23 protein-coding genes are annotated in these 17,984 nt (G+C 60.6%); 14 read left to right on the plus strand and 9 right to left on the minus strand.

The genetic code is table 11. The features are described from left to right. Nucleotides 1–42: 42 nt before the first annotated feature. Nucleotides 43–726: an OmpW/AlkL family protein gene (locus tag ACN1C3_RS15155; protein ID WP_419116592.1), complete on the minus strand. Its 684-nt coding sequence runs from the start codon at nucleotides 724–726 to the stop codon at nucleotides 43–45. 24 nt (nucleotides 727–750) lie between these two features. Between ACN1C3_RS15155 and ACN1C3_RS15160 the strand changes: the two genes are divergently transcribed. Then, on the plus strand, nucleotides 751–1,050 hold the full coding sequence (locus ACN1C3_RS15160; protein WP_419116593.1) for a hypothetical protein: 300 nt from the start codon (nucleotides 751–753) through the stop codon (nucleotides 1,048–1,050). Here the strand turns inward: ACN1C3_RS15160 and ACN1C3_RS15165 are convergent. From ACN1C3_RS15165 to ACN1C3_RS15180, 4 genes are all read right to left on the minus strand, one after another. Beyond that, nucleotides 1,032–1,550 carry a DUF3299 domain-containing protein gene (locus ACN1C3_RS15165; protein WP_419116594.1) on the minus strand — a complete coding sequence of 173 codons (519 nt, stop codon included), beginning with the start codon at nucleotides 1,548–1,550 and terminating at the stop codon, nucleotides 1,032–1,034. The genes ACN1C3_RS15160 and ACN1C3_RS15165 overlap by 19 nt on opposite strands. 40 nt (nucleotides 1,551–1,590) lie before the next feature. After that, a complete protein-coding gene (locus ACN1C3_RS15170) occupies nucleotides 1,591–2,856 on the minus strand; it encodes an ABC transporter permease (protein ID WP_419116595.1) in 1,266 nt (421 codons plus the stop codon). A 1-nt stretch (nucleotide 2,857) separates the two neighbouring features. Then, nucleotides 2,858–3,568, minus strand: coding sequence for an ABC transporter ATP-binding protein (locus ACN1C3_RS15175; RefSeq protein WP_419116596.1), 711 nt, complete (start codon nucleotides 3,566–3,568; stop codon nucleotides 2,858–2,860). Nucleotides 3,569–3,715: 147 nt separating this feature from the next. Beyond that, nucleotides 3,716–4,327, minus strand: a complete 612-nt coding sequence (locus ACN1C3_RS15180; protein ID WP_419116597.1) for a DUF2796 domain-containing protein — start codon at nucleotides 4,325–4,327, stop codon at nucleotides 3,716–3,718. A gap of 133 nt (nucleotides 4,328–4,460) precedes the next feature. Between ACN1C3_RS15180 and ACN1C3_RS15185 the strand changes: the two genes are divergently transcribed. Next, nucleotides 4,461–4,808, plus strand: coding sequence for a hypothetical protein (locus tag ACN1C3_RS15185; protein ID WP_419116598.1), 348 nt, complete (start codon nucleotides 4,461–4,463; stop codon nucleotides 4,806–4,808). A gap of 20 nt (nucleotides 4,809–4,828) precedes the next feature. On the opposite strand, the gene trxA is transcribed toward ACN1C3_RS15185, so the two are convergent. The 3 genes from trxA to ACN1C3_RS15200 form a co-directional block, all read right to left on the minus strand. Beyond that, nucleotides 4,829–5,701 (minus strand): thioredoxin, encoded by an 873-nt coding sequence (trxA, locus tag ACN1C3_RS15190; RefSeq protein ID WP_419116599.1) that lies wholly within the window; start codon nucleotides 5,699–5,701, stop codon nucleotides 4,829–4,831. Between the two features lie 197 nt (nucleotides 5,702–5,898). Next, nucleotides 5,899–6,555, minus strand: a complete 657-nt coding sequence (locus ACN1C3_RS15195; protein ID WP_419116600.1) for a class I SAM-dependent methyltransferase — start codon at nucleotides 6,553–6,555, stop codon at nucleotides 5,899–5,901. Beyond that, the gene (locus ACN1C3_RS15200; protein WP_419116601.1) at nucleotides 6,552–7,016 is read right to left on the minus strand and encodes a hypothetical protein; all 465 of its coding nucleotides are present in this window, start codon (nucleotides 7,014–7,016) and stop codon (nucleotides 6,552–6,554) included. Before ACN1C3_RS15200 ends, ACN1C3_RS15195 begins: the two co-directional genes overlap by 4 nt. Before the next feature lie 128 nt (nucleotides 7,017–7,144). On the opposite strand from ACN1C3_RS15200, the gene nrdR reads away from it, so the two are divergent. The 12 genes from nrdR to ACN1C3_RS15260 all read left to right on the plus strand — a co-directional run bounded on the left by nrdR (nucleotide 7,145) and on the right by ACN1C3_RS15260 (nucleotide 15,985). After that, complete coding sequence (gene nrdR / locus ACN1C3_RS15205) at nucleotides 7,145–7,609, plus strand: transcriptional regulator NrdR (protein ID WP_419116602.1); 465 nt, start codon at nucleotides 7,145–7,147, stop codon at nucleotides 7,607–7,609. Next, nucleotides 7,606–8,739: a bifunctional diaminohydroxyphosphoribosylaminopyrimidine deaminase/5-amino-6-(5-phosphoribosylamino)uracil reductase RibD gene (gene ribD, locus ACN1C3_RS15210; protein WP_419116603.1), complete on the plus strand. Its 1,134-nt coding sequence runs from the start codon at nucleotides 7,606–7,608 to the stop codon at nucleotides 8,737–8,739. Before nrdR ends, ribD begins: the two co-directional genes overlap by 4 nt. Before the next feature lie 46 nt (nucleotides 8,740–8,785). After that, nucleotides 8,786–9,463 carry a riboflavin synthase gene (locus ACN1C3_RS15215; RefSeq protein ID WP_419116604.1) on the plus strand — a complete coding sequence of 226 codons (678 nt, stop codon included), beginning with the start codon at nucleotides 8,786–8,788 and terminating at the stop codon, nucleotides 9,461–9,463. Between the two features lie 16 nt (nucleotides 9,464–9,479). Next, complete coding sequence (ribBA, locus tag ACN1C3_RS15220) at nucleotides 9,480–10,571, plus strand: bifunctional 3,4-dihydroxy-2-butanone-4-phosphate synthase/GTP cyclohydrolase II (RefSeq protein WP_419116605.1); 1,092 nt, start codon at nucleotides 9,480–9,482, stop codon at nucleotides 10,569–10,571. Between the two features lie 90 nt (nucleotides 10,572–10,661). Then, complete coding sequence (gene ribE, locus ACN1C3_RS15225; protein ID WP_028944446.1) at nucleotides 10,662–11,138, plus strand: 6,7-dimethyl-8-ribityllumazine synthase; 477 nt, start codon at nucleotides 10,662–10,664, stop codon at nucleotides 11,136–11,138. After that, nucleotides 11,135–11,635: a transcription antitermination factor NusB gene (nusB, locus tag ACN1C3_RS15230; RefSeq protein WP_419116606.1), complete on the plus strand. Its 501-nt coding sequence runs from the start codon at nucleotides 11,135–11,137 to the stop codon at nucleotides 11,633–11,635. Before ribE ends, nusB begins: the two co-directional genes overlap by 4 nt. Nucleotides 11,636–11,810: 175 nt before the next feature. Then, nucleotides 11,811–12,776 carry a thiamine-phosphate kinase gene (gene thiL / locus ACN1C3_RS15235; protein ID WP_419116607.1) on the plus strand — a complete coding sequence of 322 codons (966 nt, stop codon included), beginning with the start codon at nucleotides 11,811–11,813 and terminating at the stop codon, nucleotides 12,774–12,776. Beyond that, on the plus strand, nucleotides 12,773–13,276 hold the full coding sequence (locus tag ACN1C3_RS15240; protein ID WP_419116608.1) for a phosphatidylglycerophosphatase A: 504 nt from the start codon (nucleotides 12,773–12,775) through the stop codon (nucleotides 13,274–13,276). The genes thiL and ACN1C3_RS15240 overlap by 4 nt, the downstream gene beginning before the upstream one ends. 10 nt (nucleotides 13,277–13,286) lie before the next feature. After that, nucleotides 13,287–14,042: a substrate-binding periplasmic protein gene (locus tag ACN1C3_RS15245; RefSeq protein ID WP_419116609.1), complete on the plus strand. Its 756-nt coding sequence runs from the start codon at nucleotides 13,287–13,289 to the stop codon at nucleotides 14,040–14,042. Between the two features lie 112 nt (nucleotides 14,043–14,154). Beyond that, nucleotides 14,155–14,772 carry a GTP cyclohydrolase II gene (gene ribA, locus ACN1C3_RS15250; RefSeq protein ID WP_419116610.1) on the plus strand — a complete coding sequence of 206 codons (618 nt, stop codon included), beginning with the start codon at nucleotides 14,155–14,157 and terminating at the stop codon, nucleotides 14,770–14,772. Then, the gene (locus tag ACN1C3_RS15255) at nucleotides 14,769–15,188 is read left to right on the plus strand and encodes an MFS transporter (protein ID WP_419116611.1); all 420 of its coding nucleotides are present in this window, start codon (nucleotides 14,769–14,771) and stop codon (nucleotides 15,186–15,188) included. The genes ribA and ACN1C3_RS15255 overlap by 4 nt, the downstream gene beginning before the upstream one ends. Then, nucleotides 15,188–15,985, plus strand: a complete 798-nt coding sequence (locus tag ACN1C3_RS15260) for a cobalamin-binding protein (protein WP_419116612.1) — start codon at nucleotides 15,188–15,190, stop codon at nucleotides 15,983–15,985. The genes ACN1C3_RS15255 and ACN1C3_RS15260 overlap by 1 nt, the downstream gene beginning before the upstream one ends. A 36-nt stretch (nucleotides 15,986–16,021) precedes the next feature. On the opposite strand, the gene dxs is transcribed toward ACN1C3_RS15260, so the two are convergent. After that, nucleotides 16,022–17,920: a 1-deoxy-D-xylulose-5-phosphate synthase gene (gene dxs / locus ACN1C3_RS15265; RefSeq protein ID WP_419116613.1), complete on the minus strand. Its 1,899-nt coding sequence runs from the start codon at nucleotides 17,918–17,920 to the stop codon at nucleotides 16,022–16,024. Between the last annotated feature and the right edge of the window lie 64 nt (nucleotides 17,921–17,984).

A 17,984-nucleotide genomic window follows, 5' to 3' on the forward strand; every position in this document is an offset into this window, starting at 1 on the left:
ATTCCCACGCAGAGCGTGGGAACGATCAGCTACAGGGCTGAATCAGAACTTGTAACCAACACCGACCATGTAAACCCATGGATCGACATCCACGTCGACTTTGGTCTGGCCGACGCCCAGTGCGGTCGGGCCGTCGACGGTGGCTTTGGTGTCGATGTCGACGTACCAGACCGAGGCGTTGAATAGCATGTGGTCGGTGATCATGTAGTCGAAGCCTAGTTGCCCGGCGATACCCACCGAGTCCTTCATTTTCAGGTTACTGAAACCTTCGTTTTTACGCTGGTGGGTCAGGTCTTCGCCAAAGAACATCGTGTAGTTGATACCGATACCGGCATACGGCTGGAATTTGGACGAAGCGTCCAGCGGGTAGTACTGCAGCGACAGGGTCGGTGGCAGTTGCTTGATGTCGGCGAGCTTGCCGTCCAGTGCCGGGCCAAGGCCTTTGACGCCAACTTCGTGCTGGAACGGTGTGGCCGCCAGCAGTTCGAGACCGATGTGGTTGGTGAACATGTAGGCGAATGCCAGGCCTAACTGGGTATCGCTGGTCAGGGTCGCTTTAGTACCGGAGATCTTCGCACCGTCGAGCTTTAACTCACCGCTGTCTTCGTTAGGCGCGGTGGTAGCGGCACCGGCACGGACGATGAAATCACCGGCCTGGTGAGCATGAGCGAGTGGGGCTGCGAGCGTGAGCGCAAACAGGGAAGCGCTAAGCAAAGACTTGTGCATGGAGGCTCCAAAGGACGATTCAAGTTGACTGTGTCCAATGGTAAAGAGCGTCAAGAACGAGGCTTTGACTCAGCTCAATGGAATCATGACGGGGATTTGACTCAGCTCAATGAAATGATGATGGGGTATTTGGGCGGGGAACCTTTTGCGCCTGCTTCGCAGTCGATCGCGAGCAGGTCGGATCGCCGCACCGTCGCTCCCACAGGGATTTGTGTTGGATGCAAATTCTGCAGCCAATGGAGATCAAATGTGGGAGCGGGCTTGCTCGCGATGGCTATCTTGCAGGCGATGAACAACTACCTGACTTACTCCGGCAATTCGTAAACGTAGATTTTTTCGGCATCCATCTGATACCCGGCATCAGCCAGCTCACTGGTGGACGCTTTGACCTGCAACGCGCCTTCGATCCAGTACGGCTGATACAGCTCATCGAGCTTCACCCCGACCTCGCTTTTGACGTGGACGATCTGGTTCGACGGCGGTGGCGGGACATGGATGCAGGCGCCGAAATACGGCACCAGCAGAAACTCAGTAGCGCGGCCTTCTTCGCTGACTTCCAGCGGCACGATGTAACCCGGCAAGCGAATCCGTTGCCCGTCCAGGCTCTTCACCACCGGCGCGTTGGGCAGCTCTTGCTTGGCCGCCGGTGCAGCTTCGGCGGCCAGGGCGTCGCTCATCTTCGACAGGTCGTGCAGCGGCGTCATGTTCGGCACTTCCGGCGCCGCATCCGGGGGGATCATCTCTGACCAGGTCAGGTCTTTCGGTTCGGCGGCCCACAATGGCATGGCGACCAGTAACAACAGCGCAAGCAGGGCGCGGGACATGACATGGCTCCTCATGAAACGGAAGGTCATAAACAGATGCTCATAAACGAATGGACAGGCCATCGGCCAACGATTGTCGGTAGGCGCGCCAGGCCGGCACGCTGCCCATCAGCAACGCGGCGATCAGGATACCGCCGAGCAACGTCCACTCATATTCGCTCGGCCAGGCCAGCGGCAGGTACAAACCGTAAGTCGACTGCACATAACCTTGCGCCAGGGCGATGCTCAGGTACAACAGCCCCAACCCGGCAATCACCCCGGATAGCGCCAGGGCAAAAGCTTCAAGTACCAGCAAGGTCGCGATATGCCACGGCCGTGCGCCGACCGAACGCAGGATCGCCATCTCTCGCCGGCGTTCGTTGAGGCTGGTGAGAATCGCGGTGAGCATGCCGATCAAACCGGTCAGCACCACGAACAACGAAATCACAAACAAGGCTTTTTCCGCCGTGCCCATCATGCTCCAGAGCTCCTGCAAGGCCACGCCTGGCAGGATCGCCAGCATCGGCTCGCCACGGAATTCGTTGATCTCACGCTGCATGGCGAAGGTCGAAATCTTGTTGTTGAGGCCGAGCATGAACGCGGTGATGGCTTGCGGCGTCAGGTCCATGTTGCGTGCCTGATCGGCGCTGATGCGGCCGTTGCCCTGAGCTGGCACGCCGTTATGCCAGTCGATGTGGATCGCTTCCATGCCGCCGAGGCTGATGTGCAGCGTGCGGTCCACCGGGGTGCCCGTACGCTTCAAAATGCCGACCACGGTGAACGGCTTGTCGTCGTGTTTGACCAAGCTGATCACCGCCACGCCGTGGGCCAGCACCAGTTTGTCACCGAGTTTGTAATGCAGGGCGTCGGCAACTTCGGCCCCGAGCACCACTTCAAACGGGTCGGTATTGAAGGCGCGGCCACTGGCCAGTTGCAGGCTTTGTTGGCGACCGTATTGGTAGTGCTGGAAGTAGGCGTCAGTGGTGCCCATGACGCGATAACCGCGATGGGAATCACCGAGGGAAATCGGAATTGCCCACTTCACTTTCGGGTTGCTTGCGAAGTGCTCGAAGCTGTCCCAGCGGATGTTATTGGTGGCGTTGCCGATACGAAATACCGAGTACAGCAGCAGATTGACCGAGCCGGAACGGGCACCGACGATCAGGTCAGTACCGCTAATGGTGCTGGCGAAACTGGCGCGAGCTTCGGTGCGCACACGCTCGACCGCCAACAGCAAACACACCGACAGAGCGATGGCGAACGCGGTGAGGATCGCGGTAAAGCGGCGGTTAGCCAGGCTGGCCATGGCTAGACGAAACAAATACATCTCAAACCTCTGCAGGCGTGGCGGCGCGATTGAGATCGGCCAGCGACAAGTTGCGATCAAACAGCGGCGCCAGGCTCTGGTCGTGGCTGACAAACAGCAGGCTGGCCCCCGCTTCGCGGCACTCGGCGAACAACAAACGGATAAACGCCTCGCGGGCGTCATAGTCCAGGGCCGAGGTCGGTTCGTCGGCGATCACCAGTTCTGGCTGGCCGATCAGCGCACGTGCGGCGGCAACCCGTTGTTGCTGGCCGATGGACAGCGAGTCGGCGCGGCGGCCTAGCAGGTTCGGATCTTTCAAACCCAAATGGGCGAGCAGGGTTGCGGCGGCCTGATCGACACTGCCATGGCGCTGGATCGCACGGCTGGCGCGCAGTTTGGAGAAGTGGCAGGGCAATTCGACGTTCTCGCGCACCGAGAGAAACGGCAGCAAGTTGAACTGCTGGAAAATGTAGCCGGTGTGATCGACGCGGAAGCGGTCGCGAGCGCCGGCCGAGAGTTCGGTCAATTCCTGGCCGAGCAAGCGAATGCTGCCGCGATTGGGCTTTTGCACCCCGCCGAGCAAGCCGAGCAGGGTGGTCTTGCCACTGCCGCTGGGCCCTTTGAGGAACAGCGTTTCACCGGGTTCGAGGCGAAACGCCGGGATGTCCAGCAACTGTGGATGACCGGGCCAGCTGAAGCCCAGGTCGGACAGTTCGATAAGTGCTTGGGTCATGTGGCCGACTTCATGGGAAATGAGTTCTTGTGGGAGCGTGGCTTGCCCGCGAAAAATGATGACGCGAATTGTCTGAATAAACGCGGTGCGGCCTTCGCGGGCAAGCCCACTCCCACAGGTTCAGTGTCAAATCCGGGCTCTCCTGATTCAGAATTTCAGGGTTGCAGCCTTCGCCGTCGCTTCAACGCCTTGCTGACCACTCGGGCTGATGAGTTGTACCTGAATTTTCTGAGTAGCAGGGAAGGTCTTGAAGACTTGCGTCAGGTCCAGATTCTTCAGCGCACTCGGTGTGGCGCAGGTGAATTGATAGTGGGCGTGGATCTCGCTGTGTTCGTGGTGATGTTCGTGGCCGTTGGCATCTTTGACGTCTTCGTCATGGTCTTCATCTTCGTCGTGCTCATCGGCATCCGGCTTATCGCCGAACAACGGGCTTTCCAGTTCTTGCTTGGCAATCACGCAACCAGCGGCTTTTGGCAGGGTGAACAGCACCAGTGGTTTCTCCAGCTGAGCGCGGGCTGCGGCGACTTTGGCTTTGTCTTCATCGGTGCTAGCAACGTGTTCGAAGCCCACCAGGTTCATCGCCGGGCTTTCGAGCTCCAGCTCCAGAGCCTGACCGTCCAGCACTGCGTTCAAACGCCCGACACCATGTTCGTGGGCGCCGAGGCTGCCGTGTTCATGCTCGTGATCATGAACCTCGGCGGCATGAGCGACAGCCAGCGGCAGCAGGGCAAACGGCAAGGCGAGAAGCAGGCGGCGCATATCAAGTCTCCGGACATGAAGATGAAAGTTTTGTTATGTGATCTTATAACAATTAGGGCAGGAGTTTGACCGCATGCTTGGCGTTGCGCAAGACGCGTGGGAGCATGCTCGTCATAAATGTGAGGGAAAACCTATGTTGCGGATTCGCGGAAGCATCGGCGACTGGCCGGTGGACTTGACCCTGGAGCTCGATGAGGGTGATTGGGCGCAGTTGGGCGCGCAGTTGCAGGCGACCAAGCCTGAGGGCAGTGCGCCGCTGGTCAAACCAGTGAATCAGGACGATGCGCTGTGGCAGATCGCCAAGGATCTGCTGCGCAAAGCCGGGCAGATGAGCGGGCCGGATCTGCTCGAGCAGATGGAGGCCTTGACCGGCAGCGCCGCAGCCGGTAAACGCTTGCTGGTGCGCTTGCGCCACTGCGCTGAGGTCAAGGTGGTGAGCGGCGCCGATACGCCGCTTTATAGCTGGATCGAGCCAGCGTAGGGGCCGGGTGTAAATCCCGATCAATACAACGCGGCAAACAACTTGCGGCGGTACGCGGTGACCAGCGGGTGATCGTTGCCCAGCAGATCGAACACTTGCAGCAGGGTTTTGTGCGGCAGACCTTCGCTGTAACTGCGGTTGCGGATGAACAGCTTGAGCAGCCCGTCCAGCGCAGCGTCGTACTGCTGACGAGCCAGTTGCTGGACTGCCAGTTGGTAGACGGCTTCATCATCCAGCGGGTTTTGCGCCAGGCGGGTTTTCAGGTCGGCGACATCCGGCAGGTCCGCGGCCTGACCCAGAAACTTCAGTTGCGCCTTGGCACCGGCCAGCGCAGCTTTGTGCTCATCACCCTGGACTGAGTCGAGCACGATTTGCGCTTCGCCCAGCTCACCGCGTTCGGCCAGGCAGCGGGCGTACAGAATCAGCGCTTTGGCGTTGCTGTTGTCTTCGCCCAGCAGGGTTTTCAGCGTGGCTTCGGCATCGGCAAAACGACCTTCGTCGAACAGCGCTTGAGCCTGTTCAAATGGATCGGCTGCGGCTGGAGGCGGCATTTGAACGTGCGGTTCGAGCAAGGCACGGACGGCGGACTCTGGTTGCGCACCGGCAAAGCCGTCCACCGGTTGACCGTCCTTGAACAGCACCACGGTTGGCAGGCTGCGGATGCCAAAGCGCGAAACGATGTCCGGCTCGGCGTCGCAATTGACCTTGGCCAGCAGCAACTCGCCCTGATAGCTCTCGGCAATCTGCTGCAGCATCGGCATCAGCGCCTTGCACGGCGCGCACCATTCGGCCCAGAAATCCACCAGCACCGGTTTGTGGAAAGAGTTCTCGATCACCGACTGGTCGAAATCGACAGTGGTGGCGTCGAAGATATACGGCGTGTCTTGACTCATGGGGCATCTCTTGGAAGCGTGAATGGGCTCACTATAAGGGCTGGAGGGGGGTGGCTGAAAGCGGGGTGGCAGTTGCAGGTGTGTTGCCCGATAGATCGCCTTCGCGAGCAAGCCCGCTCCCACACTAAATTCGCGTCAACCCACAATGCTGCGATCAACAAATATCTAATGTGGGAGCGGGCTTGCTCGCGAAGCTCTTAGCCACGCCGCGCGTGATACAGGCTGACGTTGCGAAACTCTTCAGGCTCCGCCAGATCCGGCAAGGTAAACGCTTCCAGCATTTCCAGCCGCTGATACAACGGATGCCGAAAGTCCCGCACTCGCGAATCCGCCACCAGCGCTTCACGCCCGCGACTCAAAAACTCATCAAGCAACGGCAGATTGGCGCGGTCGTAGAGCACATCGGCGACCAGAATCAGGTCAAAACGATCTGCCTCGGCGAAAAAGTCCGTCGAGTAGCTGAGTTCCACCTCATTGAGTTCGGCATTCGCCCGGCAGGCCGCGATTGCCAGCGGATCAAGATCACAGGCCACCACTTCCAGTGCACCGGCTTTGGCCGCGGCGATCCCGGCAACCCCGGAGCCGGCGCCGAAATCCAGCACCCGTTTACCTTCGACCCACTGCGGGCGCTCGGCGAGATAGCGCGCCAACGCCAGGCCGCTGGCCCAGCAGAAACTCCAGTAAGGCGGCTCATGCAGAATTCGCCGGGTTTCTTCCGGCGTGAAGGCGCGGTCCATGTTTTCGGCGTCGATCAGCCAGAGCTTCAGTTCGGTCTCTGGTAACTGACAGGAGACAAGCTTCGCATCACCGAGCAGTTCTCCCAGAGCCTGTTGCAGGTCGAACGGTACAATCATGGTGCTTTGAAGAACTGCAACTGACCCAGCGCCTGGGTAATCGGTTGATCAATGCGTCGCGAAGGCAAATGCAGAATCAGTTGCCCGGACTGGCTGGCGCGGCCGCGCAATTCGACGCGAGCACCGAGCGGGAAGGATTCCGGATTGAAACGCAGGTGAAACGGCAGCACCTGGTTGTTGCCGATCAGGCTGGAGCTGGCCAGCAATTGTTGCGGCCGGCCGCGTTCGTCGATCACCAGCAGCGCCAGTTCGACTTCAGCGCCGGCCGGTACGCCTTGCAGGCTGCCGCTCAATTCGCGTTGAAAGGCCGGCAGTGGACCGAGGTTGGCCGACTCCTGAGCTTTCTTCTGCGCCTGCTGTGGTGCTGGCCCAGGCACCGGTGGTGCAGGCTTGGGCGTATTGCTGCCGCACGCGACCAGCAGGCTGAAAAGACTGAGCAAAACGAGCGGTCGTAGCGGCATGTGAAGCTCCAGCAAGGCTAAGTTCCGTGTGCATTCATAATAGCCGGTCTATATACCGTAAAGCCTATGGCTTGTCTTGCCAGTGAGATGCGCTACCATGGCCCTCCCTTTTTTTGTTGCCTGCCACCATGCACTGTCCCTTCTGCGGTGCCAACGACACCAAGGTCATCGACTCGCGTCTGGTCGCCGAAGGCGAACAGGTGCGCCGCCGGCGTGAATGCCTGGCCTGCGGTGAGCGTTTCACCACCTTCGAAACCGCCGAACTGGTGTTGCCACGCCTGATCAAAACCGACGGCAGCCGTCAGCCGTTCGACGAAGAAAAACTCCGTGCCGGCATGCAGCGCGCCCTGGAAAAACGTCCGGTAAGCGTCGAGCGCCTGGAATCGTCGCTGGCGCACATCAAGCACAAGCTGCGGGCGACTGGCGAGCGTGAGGTCAAGTCGCTGGTGGTCGGTGAACTGGTGATGGCCGAGCTGCAAAAGCTCGATGAAGTCGCCTACATTCGTTTCGCTTCGGTTTATCGGCGCTTCCAGGACCTCAACGAGTTCCGCGAAGAGATCGATCGCCTTGCCCGTGAGCCCGCCAAAGAATGACTATTTCCTCTGAACAAGCGGTCCTTGACGCCCACTACATGGCCCGAGCCCTGGAGCTGGCGCGCAAAGGCTTCTATACCACTCATCCGAACCCACGCGTCGGTTGTGTGATCGTGCGTGACGGGCAGATTGTCGGCGAAGGCTGGCATGTGCGCACCGGTGAGCCCCATGCCGAAGTTCACGCGTTGCGCGCTGCCGGTGAAAACGCCCGGGGCGCTACCGCCTATGTGACCCTCGAACCTTGCAGCCATCACGGCCGCACGCCGCCCTGTGCTGACGCGCTGGTGAATGCTGGCGTGGTGCGGGTCGTCGCGGCCATGCAGGACCCGAATCCGGAAGTCGCCGGCCGTGGCATGCAGCGTCTGGCTCAGGCCGGGATCGCCATCCACAGCGGCGTGCTCGAAGGTCAGGCACGCGCCATCAACCAGGGTTTCCTCAAGCGCATGGAACACGGCCTGCCCTTTGTGCGAGTCAAACTGGCCATGAGCCTGGACGGTCGCACAGCGATGGCCAGTGGCGAGAGCCAGTGGATCACCGGCCCGGCCGCGCGTTCCGCCGTGCAGCGCCTGCGGGCTCAGGCCAGTGTGGTGCTGACCGGTGCCGACACAGTATTGGCGGACGGCGCCCGATTGACCGTGCGTGCGGATGAGCTAGGACTGGATGCCGAGCAGACAGCGCTGGCGCTGACCCGACCACCCTTGCGCGTGCTGATCGATGGCCGCTTGCGGGTGCCGCTCGACGCGCCGTTCTTCAAGGCCGGTCCGGCATTGGTCGCTACCTGTGTCGCGGTGGAAGAACAGTACGCCAATGGCCCGGAATGCCTGATCGTGCCCGGTGACGATGGCCAGGTTGATCTGCGCAAGCTGCTGACCGAACTGGCGGCCCGTGGCGTCAACGAGGTGCTGGTGGAAGCCGGTCCGCGCCTGGCAGGGGCTTTCGCTCAGCAAGGTTTGGTGGATGAATTCCAGATATTTATCGCCGGCAAGTTTCTAGGCTCTACAGCTCGGCCGTTGCTGGACTGGCCGCTGGCGCACATGAAAGACGCGCCTGAGCTCAAAATCACCGAAATCCGCGCGGTTGGCGATGATTGGCGAGTGACCGCCATTCCTGTGCCATCAGCAGGCGTATAATTCCCGGCCTGCGCTAAGCGACGGCCCTGTTCTCGAGGAGGACTTCATGTTTACCGGCATCATCGAATCCATCGGCAGCATTCGTGCATTGACCCCAAAAGGCGGCGATGTGCGGGTTTATGTAGAGACTGGCAAGCTTGATCTGTCCGACGTCAAACTCGGCGACAGTATCGCGGTCAACGGCGTTTGCCTGACTGCGGTTGAATTGCCGGGCAATGGCTTTCTGGCGGATGTCAGTCGCGAAACCCTCGACTGCACCGCGATGAATGACCTGAAAAGCGGCAGCCCAGTCAACCTGGAAAAAGCCCTGACCCCGACCACCCGCCTCGGTGGGCATCTGGTCAGCGGCCACGTCGATGGCGTGGGCGAAGTGGTTGCCCGTACCGAAAATGCTCGCGCTGTGGAATTCCGCATCCGGGCCCCGAAAGACCTGGCCAAATACATCGCGCACAAAGGTTCGATCACCGTCGACGGCACCAGCCTTACGGTGAACGCGGTCGATGGTGCCGAGTTCTTGCTGACGATCATTCCCCACACCCTGAGCGAAACCATCATGGCGTCTTACCAGCCTGGTCGCCGAGTGAATCTCGAAGTCGACTTGCTGGCGCGTTATCTGGAGCGCCTGCTTATGGGCGATAAGGCCGCAGAGCCGGGCGACTCTTCGCAAAAGCCGGGCAACATCACTGAAAGCTTTCTGGCCGCCAACGGCTACCTCAAATCCTGACCCAAGGGGGTGCCGCGTGGCGCTCAATAGCATCGAAGAACTGGTCGAAGACATCCGCCAAGGCAAGATGGTCATCCTCATGGATGACGAAGACCGTGAGAATGAAGGCGACCTGATCATGGCCGCCGAGTGCTGCTTGCCTGAGCACATCAACTTCATGGCCAAGCACGCCCGCGGCCTGATCTGCATGCCGATGAGCCGCGAGCGCTGCGAACTGCTCAAACTGCCGTTGATGGCGCCGCGCAACGGTTCCGGTTTCGGTACCAAGTTCACCGTCTCGATCGAAGCCGCTGAAGGCGTCACCACCGGTATTTCCGCTGCTGACCGCGCACGCACCGTTCAGGCCGCCGCCGCCAAAGACGCCAAGGCCGAAGACATCGTCAGCCCGGGCCACATTTTCCCGCTGATGGCCCAGGCCGGCGGTACGCTGGCTCGCGCCGGCCACACCGAAGCCGCCTGCGACCTGGCGCGGATGGCCGGTTTCGAGCCTAGCGGAGTGATCTGCGAAGTGATGAACGACGACGGCACCATGTCCCGTCGTGCCGAACTGGAAGCTTTCGCTGCCGAACACAACATCAAAATCGGCACCATTGCCGACCTGATTCACTACCGGATGATCCACGAACGTACCGTTCAGCGGATTGCCGAGCAGCCATTGGACAGCGAACTGGGCCAGTTCAATCTGGTGACCTATCGTGATTCAGTGGAGGGCGACGTGCACATGGCGCTGACCCTGGGCACCATTTGCGCTGAAGAGCCGACCCTGGTTCGCGTTCACAACATGGACCCGCTGCGCGACCTGTTGATGGTCAAGCAGCCCGGCCGCTGGAGCCTGCGCGCGGCTATGAGTGCAGTGGCCGAGGCCGGCAGCGGTGTGGTGCTGTTGCTCGGTCACCCACTCGATGGTGACGTGGTGCTGGCGCATATTCGTGAAACCGCGGAGCACGCCCCGGTGAAAAAACCGACCACCTACAGCATCGTCGGTGCCGGTTCGCAGATCCTGCGTGACCTGGGCGTACGCAAAATGCGCCTGATGAGTGCTCCGATGAAATTTAATGCGATATCCGGTTTCGATCTGGAAGTTGTAGAATACGTGCCCTCCGAATAAAGACCGGCTGTTTTTGTCTTGAATTCGCGGTTCAAATATCACTGAGGGACGCGTACTGAACGCGTCCCGGCTCTTTAAGAGATTTGTCGAATGACCCTGAAGACCATCGAAGGTACCTTCATCGCCCCCAAAGGCCGCTACGCCCTGGTGGTCGGCCGCTTCAACAGCTTCGTCGTCGAAAGCCTGGTGAGCGGTGCTGTTGATGCCCTGGTTCGCCATGGCGTGAGCGAAAGCGACATCACCATCATCCGTGCACCTGGCGCCTTCGAAATTCCGCTGGTTGCGCAGAAAGTTGCTCAGCAAAGCGAATACGCGGCGATCATCGCCTTGGGCGCGGTCATTCGTGGTGGCACTCCGCACTTCGAATACGTGGCTGGCGAATGCACCAAGGGCCTGGCCCAGGTGTCCATGGAGTTCGGCGTACCGGTCGCCTTTGGCGTGCTGACCGTCGACTCGATCGAGCAAGCCATTGAACGTTCCGGCACCAAAGCCGGCAACAAAGGTGCCGAAGCTGCCTTGTCCGCTCTGGAAATGGTCAGCCTGCTGGCGCAGTTGGAGGCCAAGTGATTAGCGACGAAAGCGATCGTTTCAACCCGCGCGATCCGAAACCTGCGGACGCTGGCAAGCCATCCAAGAGCGTCAAGCGTCGCGAAGCCCGTCAGCTCGCGACTCAGGCGCTGTACCAATGGCATATGGCCAAAACTTCGCTGAACGAAATCGAAGCGCAGTTCCGGGTCGATAACGATTTCACCGACGTTGATTCGGCGTACTTCCGTGAAATCCTGCACGGCGTGCCGGCGCACAAGACCGAGATCGATTCTGCCCTCGCTCCGTGCCTGGACATCACCATTGATGAGCTCGATCCGGTTGAACTGGCGGTCCTGCGCCTGTCCACCTGGGAGCTGCTCAAGCGCGTCGACGTTCCGTATCGCGTGGTGATCAACGAAGGGATCGAGCTGGCCAAGGTCTACGGTTCCACCGACGGTCACAAATTCGTCAACGGTGTGCTGGACAAGCTGGCCCCGCGTCTGCGTGAAGCTGAAGTGAAGGCGTTCAAGCGCTGATTCGCGCTTGCAGTGTCCTGTCTTGCCAATGCGTTCCTTTTTTGGTGAGTGGCTGTTGTTGCCAGGCAAGGCGCCGCGACAAGTCATAGCCCGCTATGGCGAGGAGCGGCAACGCAGTATGGCGACAACAGACACCGCCCAAAAAAAGAACAGTATTGGTGAGACAGGATACCCAATGGGCGAGTTTGAACTGATTCGTAACTACTTCGCTGCCGCGCCTTGTGCGCAGGCCGGCGAAGGCGTTGCACTGGGGATCGGCGATGATTGCGCCTTGCTGGCTGTTCCCGCTGGGGAACAGTTGGCTATCTCCACCGACACCCTCGTGGCCGGTGTGCATTTCGCAGACCCCTGCGACCCTTTTCTGCTCGGTCAGCGTTCGCTGGCGGTGGCGGTCAGTGATCTGGCAGCCATGGGCGCAACACCTCTCGCATTTACCCTTGCCCTGACCTTGCCGATGGATTCCGCCGATTGGCTGCAAGCTTTTGCCCGTGGTTTGAACGCCATGGCGCAAAGCTGCGGTGTGCGGTTGGTGGGCGGCGATACCACTCGCGGCCCGCTGAGCCTGACCATGACCGTGCTTGGCCGCGTGCCAACAGGTTTGGCCCTGACCCGTAGCGGTGCGCAACCGGGTGATCTGCTGTGTGTCGGTGGCGAATTGGGTAATGCGGCCGGTGCTTTGCCGCTGGTATTGGGGCAGCGCACGGCCGAACCGGCTATCGCCGAGCCGTTGCTGGCGCACTACTGGTCGCCACAGCCGCAGCTGGCGTTGGGCCAGGCGTTGCGTGGCAAGGCGACTTCGGCGCTGGATATCTCGGACGGTCTGCTGGCCGATTGCGGGCATATCGCGACGGCTTCAGCTGTCGGCTTGCTGATCGAAAGTGAAAAGCTGCCGTTGTCCAAGGCGCTGCGGGCGTTTCTCGGCCAGAATGCGGCCCGGGTCGCGGCCCTCAGCGGCGGCGACGATTACGTCCTGGCCTTCACCTTGCCGCCCGCCGAGTTACCGCAGTTGTTGGCGGACGGCTGGCCGGTGCATGTGGTCGGTCGCGTCGTGGCGGGGCAGGGTGTCACGCTGTTGGCCGCCGACGGACAAGACATCACCCCGGCTACCCGGGGTTATCAACATTTTCGGGAGACACCGTGACAGATCACCCCAAACAGGCCCCGGCGGAGTCCGTACCGCATTCGGTCTGGCGTAATCCCTGGCATTTCCTGGCATTCGGTTTCGGTTCGGGCACCCTGCCAAAAGCGCCCGGCACTTGGGGTTCGTTGGTGGCGCTGCCCTTTATCCCGTTGTGGCAGATGTTGCCCGACTGGGGTTATTGGCTGATGCTCGGCATCACCATGCTGTTCGGCTTCTGGTTATGCGGCAAGGTTGCCGATGATCTGCGGGTCCGCGACCACCAAGGCATCGTCTGGGACGAAATGGTCGGGATGTGGATCACTCTGTGGCTAGTGCCTGAAGGTTGGTACTGGTTATTGGCAGGCTTCCTGATGTTCCGCTTCTTCGACATTCTCAAGCCATGGCCGATTCGCTGGATCGACCGGCATGTGCACGGCGGTGTCGGAATCATGCTCGACGATGTGTTGGCGGGTGTGTTTGCCTGGCTGGCGATGCAAGGATTGGTGTGGTGTTTCGTCTGAGGGACCAGGGATGAGTGGCCGCTGGCTGTTGATACTGCTGTGCGTATTGTCGTGCTCTGCGGCAAGGGCGAGTGAATCGTCGATGACACCCACCCAGATTCGTCTGGCCAGTGAAGAGTGGAGCAACTACACCGCGGCCGATGGTCATGGTCTGGCCTGGGATGTGCTGCGGGCAGTCTTCGAACCGGCCGGGGTCACGCTGCAAATCCGCATGGTGCCTTACACGCGCTCGGTCGGTTTGGTTCAGCGCGGCGAGGTGGATGCCTGGGTCGGTTCTTACCGAGAAGAAGTCGGTGGCGTGCTCTATCCCCGTTGGCACTACGACTATGACCATGTTTACGCGCTCGGTCTGGCCAGCAACCCAGCGCCAACCGCGGCCACGCTGGGAGACTATCGCCTGGCCTGGGTGCGGGGTTATCACTATCAAAATTACTTTCCCAACATCCATCGCTTCAATGAAATCCAGCGTCGCACCGGGATTTTGCCGATGCTGCTGTACGGCCGTGCCGATTACTACATCGATGCGTTGACCGAGGTTGATTACGTGCTCGGTGGTGCACAGAACCCTGCGCTATTCCGGCGAACGCATTTGGCCGAACTACCGGTTTTTCTGGGGTTCGCCGATAATTCCAAGGGCCGGGCGCTGCTGACACTGTTCGATCAGCGCATGGAATTGTTGGTTAAAAGTGGTCAGTTGCGACCGATCTTCGAGCGCTGGAAACAGCCATACCCGTTCGAAGAAAACAGCACGCCTGCGGTGCAGTGATCAAACTTCTTGATCTTTATGGCCGATAATTCAGCCTAAGCGTCTGTAGGAACCTGCTGTTACAATGCCGCCTCTGCGAATCTCCAGTCCTCATACAGATCAGGAGCACACGGTGCCCGTCGTTTTCGTCGCTGCTTCCAAGCTGCCAACCCCTTTTGCGCAATTCACCATGCATGGTTTTCTCGATGAGGCCACTGGCCGCGAGCACGTTGTGCTCAGTCTGGGTGACTTCGCCGATGGCGCACCGGTACTCGGCCGGTTGCACTCCGAGTGCCTGACCGGCGATGCCTTGTTCAGTCAGCGTTGCGACTGCGGCTCGCAACTTGAGGCCGCCTTGCAGGCGATCGCCCGCGAAGGTCGTGGCGTGCTGCTGTATTTGCGTCAGGAAGGCCGTGGCATTGGCTTGCTGAACAAGATCCGCGCCTATGAATTGCAGGACGGTGGTGCCGATACCGTTGAGGCCAACGAGCGTCTGGGCTTTGCTGCTGACCAGCGCGACTACGCTATCTGTCTGCCGATGCTTGAGCACCTGGGTGTGAAATCCTTGCGCCTGATGACCAACAACCCGCGCAAGGTCAAAGCCATGACCGACATGGGCATCGTGGTCGCCGAGCGCGTGCCGCTGCACACCGGCCACAACCCGCACAACAAACTCTACCTGGCCACCAAGGCCAGCAAGCTCGACCACATGATGGGCAACGAGCACCAGGGCGAGGCTGATCGGGCGTGACCCGCGGTCAAGTGCGGCGGCGATTGGCCGTCAACTGGTGGCAGTACCTGGCGTTGGCGTTACTGCCGTTGTTCGTGATCAATGCTGTGTTCGGCAAGACTGAGGCGGTGTTGCCGGTTCTGGCCATGCCGTTCTTTATTGCTGGCATGGCGGCGATGTTCGTCAGCCTGCGTTTCTTTGGCGGCTACAAGCATGCTTTGATCGCCACCCAGAAAGCCCTCGACACCCCTGAAGAGCCTGCCGCCTGGGTTGCTTTGGCTGCCAAACGCCGTACAGCGTTTCTGGCCGCCGCGCTGCCGGCCTGGATCGGTGCGCTAGCGGTGTTCGTTGGTCTTGAAGCGGTGCCGCTGATTCTGCTGGCGCTGTCCACGACGGTACTGTTCTACCTCTACCGTATTCCGCGTCAACTCAGTTGATGCGCGGTTGGCTGGCGGTCCTGCTGCTGGCCGTCAGTGGCTCCGCGGCCGCCGTGGAGCGCGTGGTCAGCCTCGCACCGTCTCTCTCCGAAATTGTCGTTGAACTTCGCTCTGCCGATCTGCTGGTTGGCGTGCTCGATGCCGGTGAGCGTCCGCCTGAGTTGAAAGCCGTGCCCTCGGTCGGGCGCTACGGTCAGTTGGATATGGAGCGTCTGCTCAGTCTCAAGCCGGATCTACTGTTGCTCTGGCCCGGCAGCGTCGGTCCGGCACAGCGCGAGCAGCTCAAGCGACTGAACATTCCCACCTACGTCGCCGAACCCCATAGCCTCGAACAACTCATCACACAAATTGAAGTGATTGCCGAACAACTCGGCCGGCCGCAGCGTGGCCGAGCACTGGCCGTGGACTTGCGAAAACAGCTTGAGGGCCTGCGTCAGCGTTATCAGCGGGAAAAGCCGCTAGAGGTGTTTTATCAGGTCTGGGATCAGCCGCTGTACACCGTCGGCGGCGGGCAGATCATCAGCGATGCATTAAAGGTCTGCGGTGCACGCAATGTGTTCGCCGACCTGAAATTGCCAGCACCACAGGTCAATCTGGAGTCGGTGCTGCAGCGCAATCCTGAGGTGATTCTGGCCGGCAGCCAGGCGCAGCTCGACGCCTGGAAAGCCTGGCCGCAGGTGAGGGCGGTGGCACAGGGGCAATTGCTGCTGGTGGTGGATAAAGGTCTGGAGCGACCGAGCGGGCAGATGATTGCGGCTACGGCCAAGTTGTGTGAGTTGATCGCGCCGAGCAAATGAGGGTGAAGCGCGGCGCACGAGCGTGCGCCGTTTTGCTCAGAGATCGAGTAGTTGCAAACGCTCGCGAACGGACGCTTCTATGCCGTCTTCGTCCAGACCGCACTCGGCAAGCATTTGCGCCGGTTTGGCATGCTCGACGTAAGCGTCCGGCAAGCCCAGATGCAGCATGGACTTGAGGATGTTTTCCCGGGCAAGAAACTCGCTGACAGCACCACCGGCGCCGCCCATGATCGCGTTCTCTTCGATCGTCACTAGCAGCTCGTGGCTGGCGGCCACCTCCCGAACCAGGGCTTCATCCAGCGGCTTGACGAAGCGCATGTCGACCACAGTCGCATCGAGTTTTTCTGCGACTTTCAGCGCTGCGGCCAGTTGCACACCGAACACCAGCAGAGCGACGTTGCTGCCCTGGCGGCGAATCACGCCTTTGCCGATTTCAATCGGCTCGAGGTTTTTCTCGATCGGTGCATTCGGCCCAGTGCCACGCGGGTAACGCACAGCGGCCGGGCCGTTGTAGAGGTGACCGGTGCTGAGCATTTTGCGCAGTTCGTTCTCGTCGCTCGGGGTCATCACCAGCATGCCGGGGATGCAGCGCAGGAATGACAGGTCGAAACTGCCTGCGTGGGTCGGACCGTCTTCGCCCACCAGGCCTGCGCGGTCGATGGCAAACAACACGTCGAGGTTCTGTACCGCGACGTCATGCACCAGTTGGTCGTAACCGCGTTGCAGGAAGGTCGAATAGATCGCCACGACGGGTTTGGCGCCTTCGCAGGCCATGCCGGCAGCGAAGGTCACAGCGTGCTGCTCGGCAATAGCGACGTCGAAATAGCGCAGCGGGAAACGCTCGCTGAAAGCTACCAGGTCGGAGCCTTCCTTCATCGCGGGAGTGATCCCGACCAGGCGAGGATCGGCGGCAGCCATGTCACACAGCCACTCGCCAAACACGCTGGAATACTTCGGCCCGCCGGCTTTTTTCGGCGCTGCGGCCGGAGCATCCAGGGGTTCGAGTTTGGTGATGGCGTGGTAGCCGATCGGGTCGACTTCCGCTGGAGCGAAACCTTTGCCTTTCTTGGTCACCACGTGCAGGAACTGCGGACCCTTGAGGTCACGCATGTTGCGCAGGGTGGCGATCAGGGTCGGCAGGTCATGGCCGTCGATAGGGCCGATGTAGTTCCAGCCCAGCTCTTCGAAGAGGGTGCCGGGAACCAACATGCCTTTTGCGTATTCTTCAGTGCGACGTGCGATTTCCCAGGCGTGGGGCAGACGCGACAGCACTTTTTTGCTGCCCTCACGCATGCTCGCGTAAGTGCGGCTGGAAAGAATCTTCGCCAGATAATTCGACAGCCCGCCGACGTTGCGCGAGATCGACATGTCGTTATCGTTAAGGATCACCAACATGTTGGCATTGACTTCCGGCGCATGGTTCAGCGCTTCGAACGCCATGCCCGCGGTCAAGGCGCCGTCGCCGATGACGGCGATGGCCTTGCGCTCGCTGTTTTGCAGGCGGGCGGCAATCGCCATGCCCAGCGCAGCACTGATCGAGGTACTGGAGTGGCCGACGCCAAAGGTGTCGTACTCGCTCTCGGTACGGCGCGGGAAGGCAGCGATGCCGTCCTTCTGGCGCAGAGTGCTCATGCGCTCGCGACGGCCGGTGAGGATCTTGTGCGGATAAGCCTGATGGCCCACGTCCCACACCAGCCGGTCGTCCGGGGTGTCGAAGACGTAATGCAGCGCAACGGTCAGCTCGATGACGCCAAGGCCGGCACCGAAATGCCCTCCTGTCTGGCCGACCGTATAGAGCAGCTCCTGGCGCAACTCATCGGCCAGGGTTTCGAGCTCGGCTTCACCTAACCGGCGCAGGCCGGCCGGCGTGTCGGCGCGGTCGAGCAGGGGCGTGGTAGGGCGTTTGCGGGGAATCTCATGAAACGTCGTGGGCATCAGGCGAATCGTTATAGGTCTAGAAGAGGCGGCAGTTTACCTTATGGATCGCAAGCTGCCCACG

This window comes from Pseudomonas sp. H11T01 (assembly GCF_048515765.1).
Taxonomy (GTDB): domain Bacteria; phylum Pseudomonadota; class Gammaproteobacteria; order Pseudomonadales; family Pseudomonadaceae; genus Aquipseudomonas.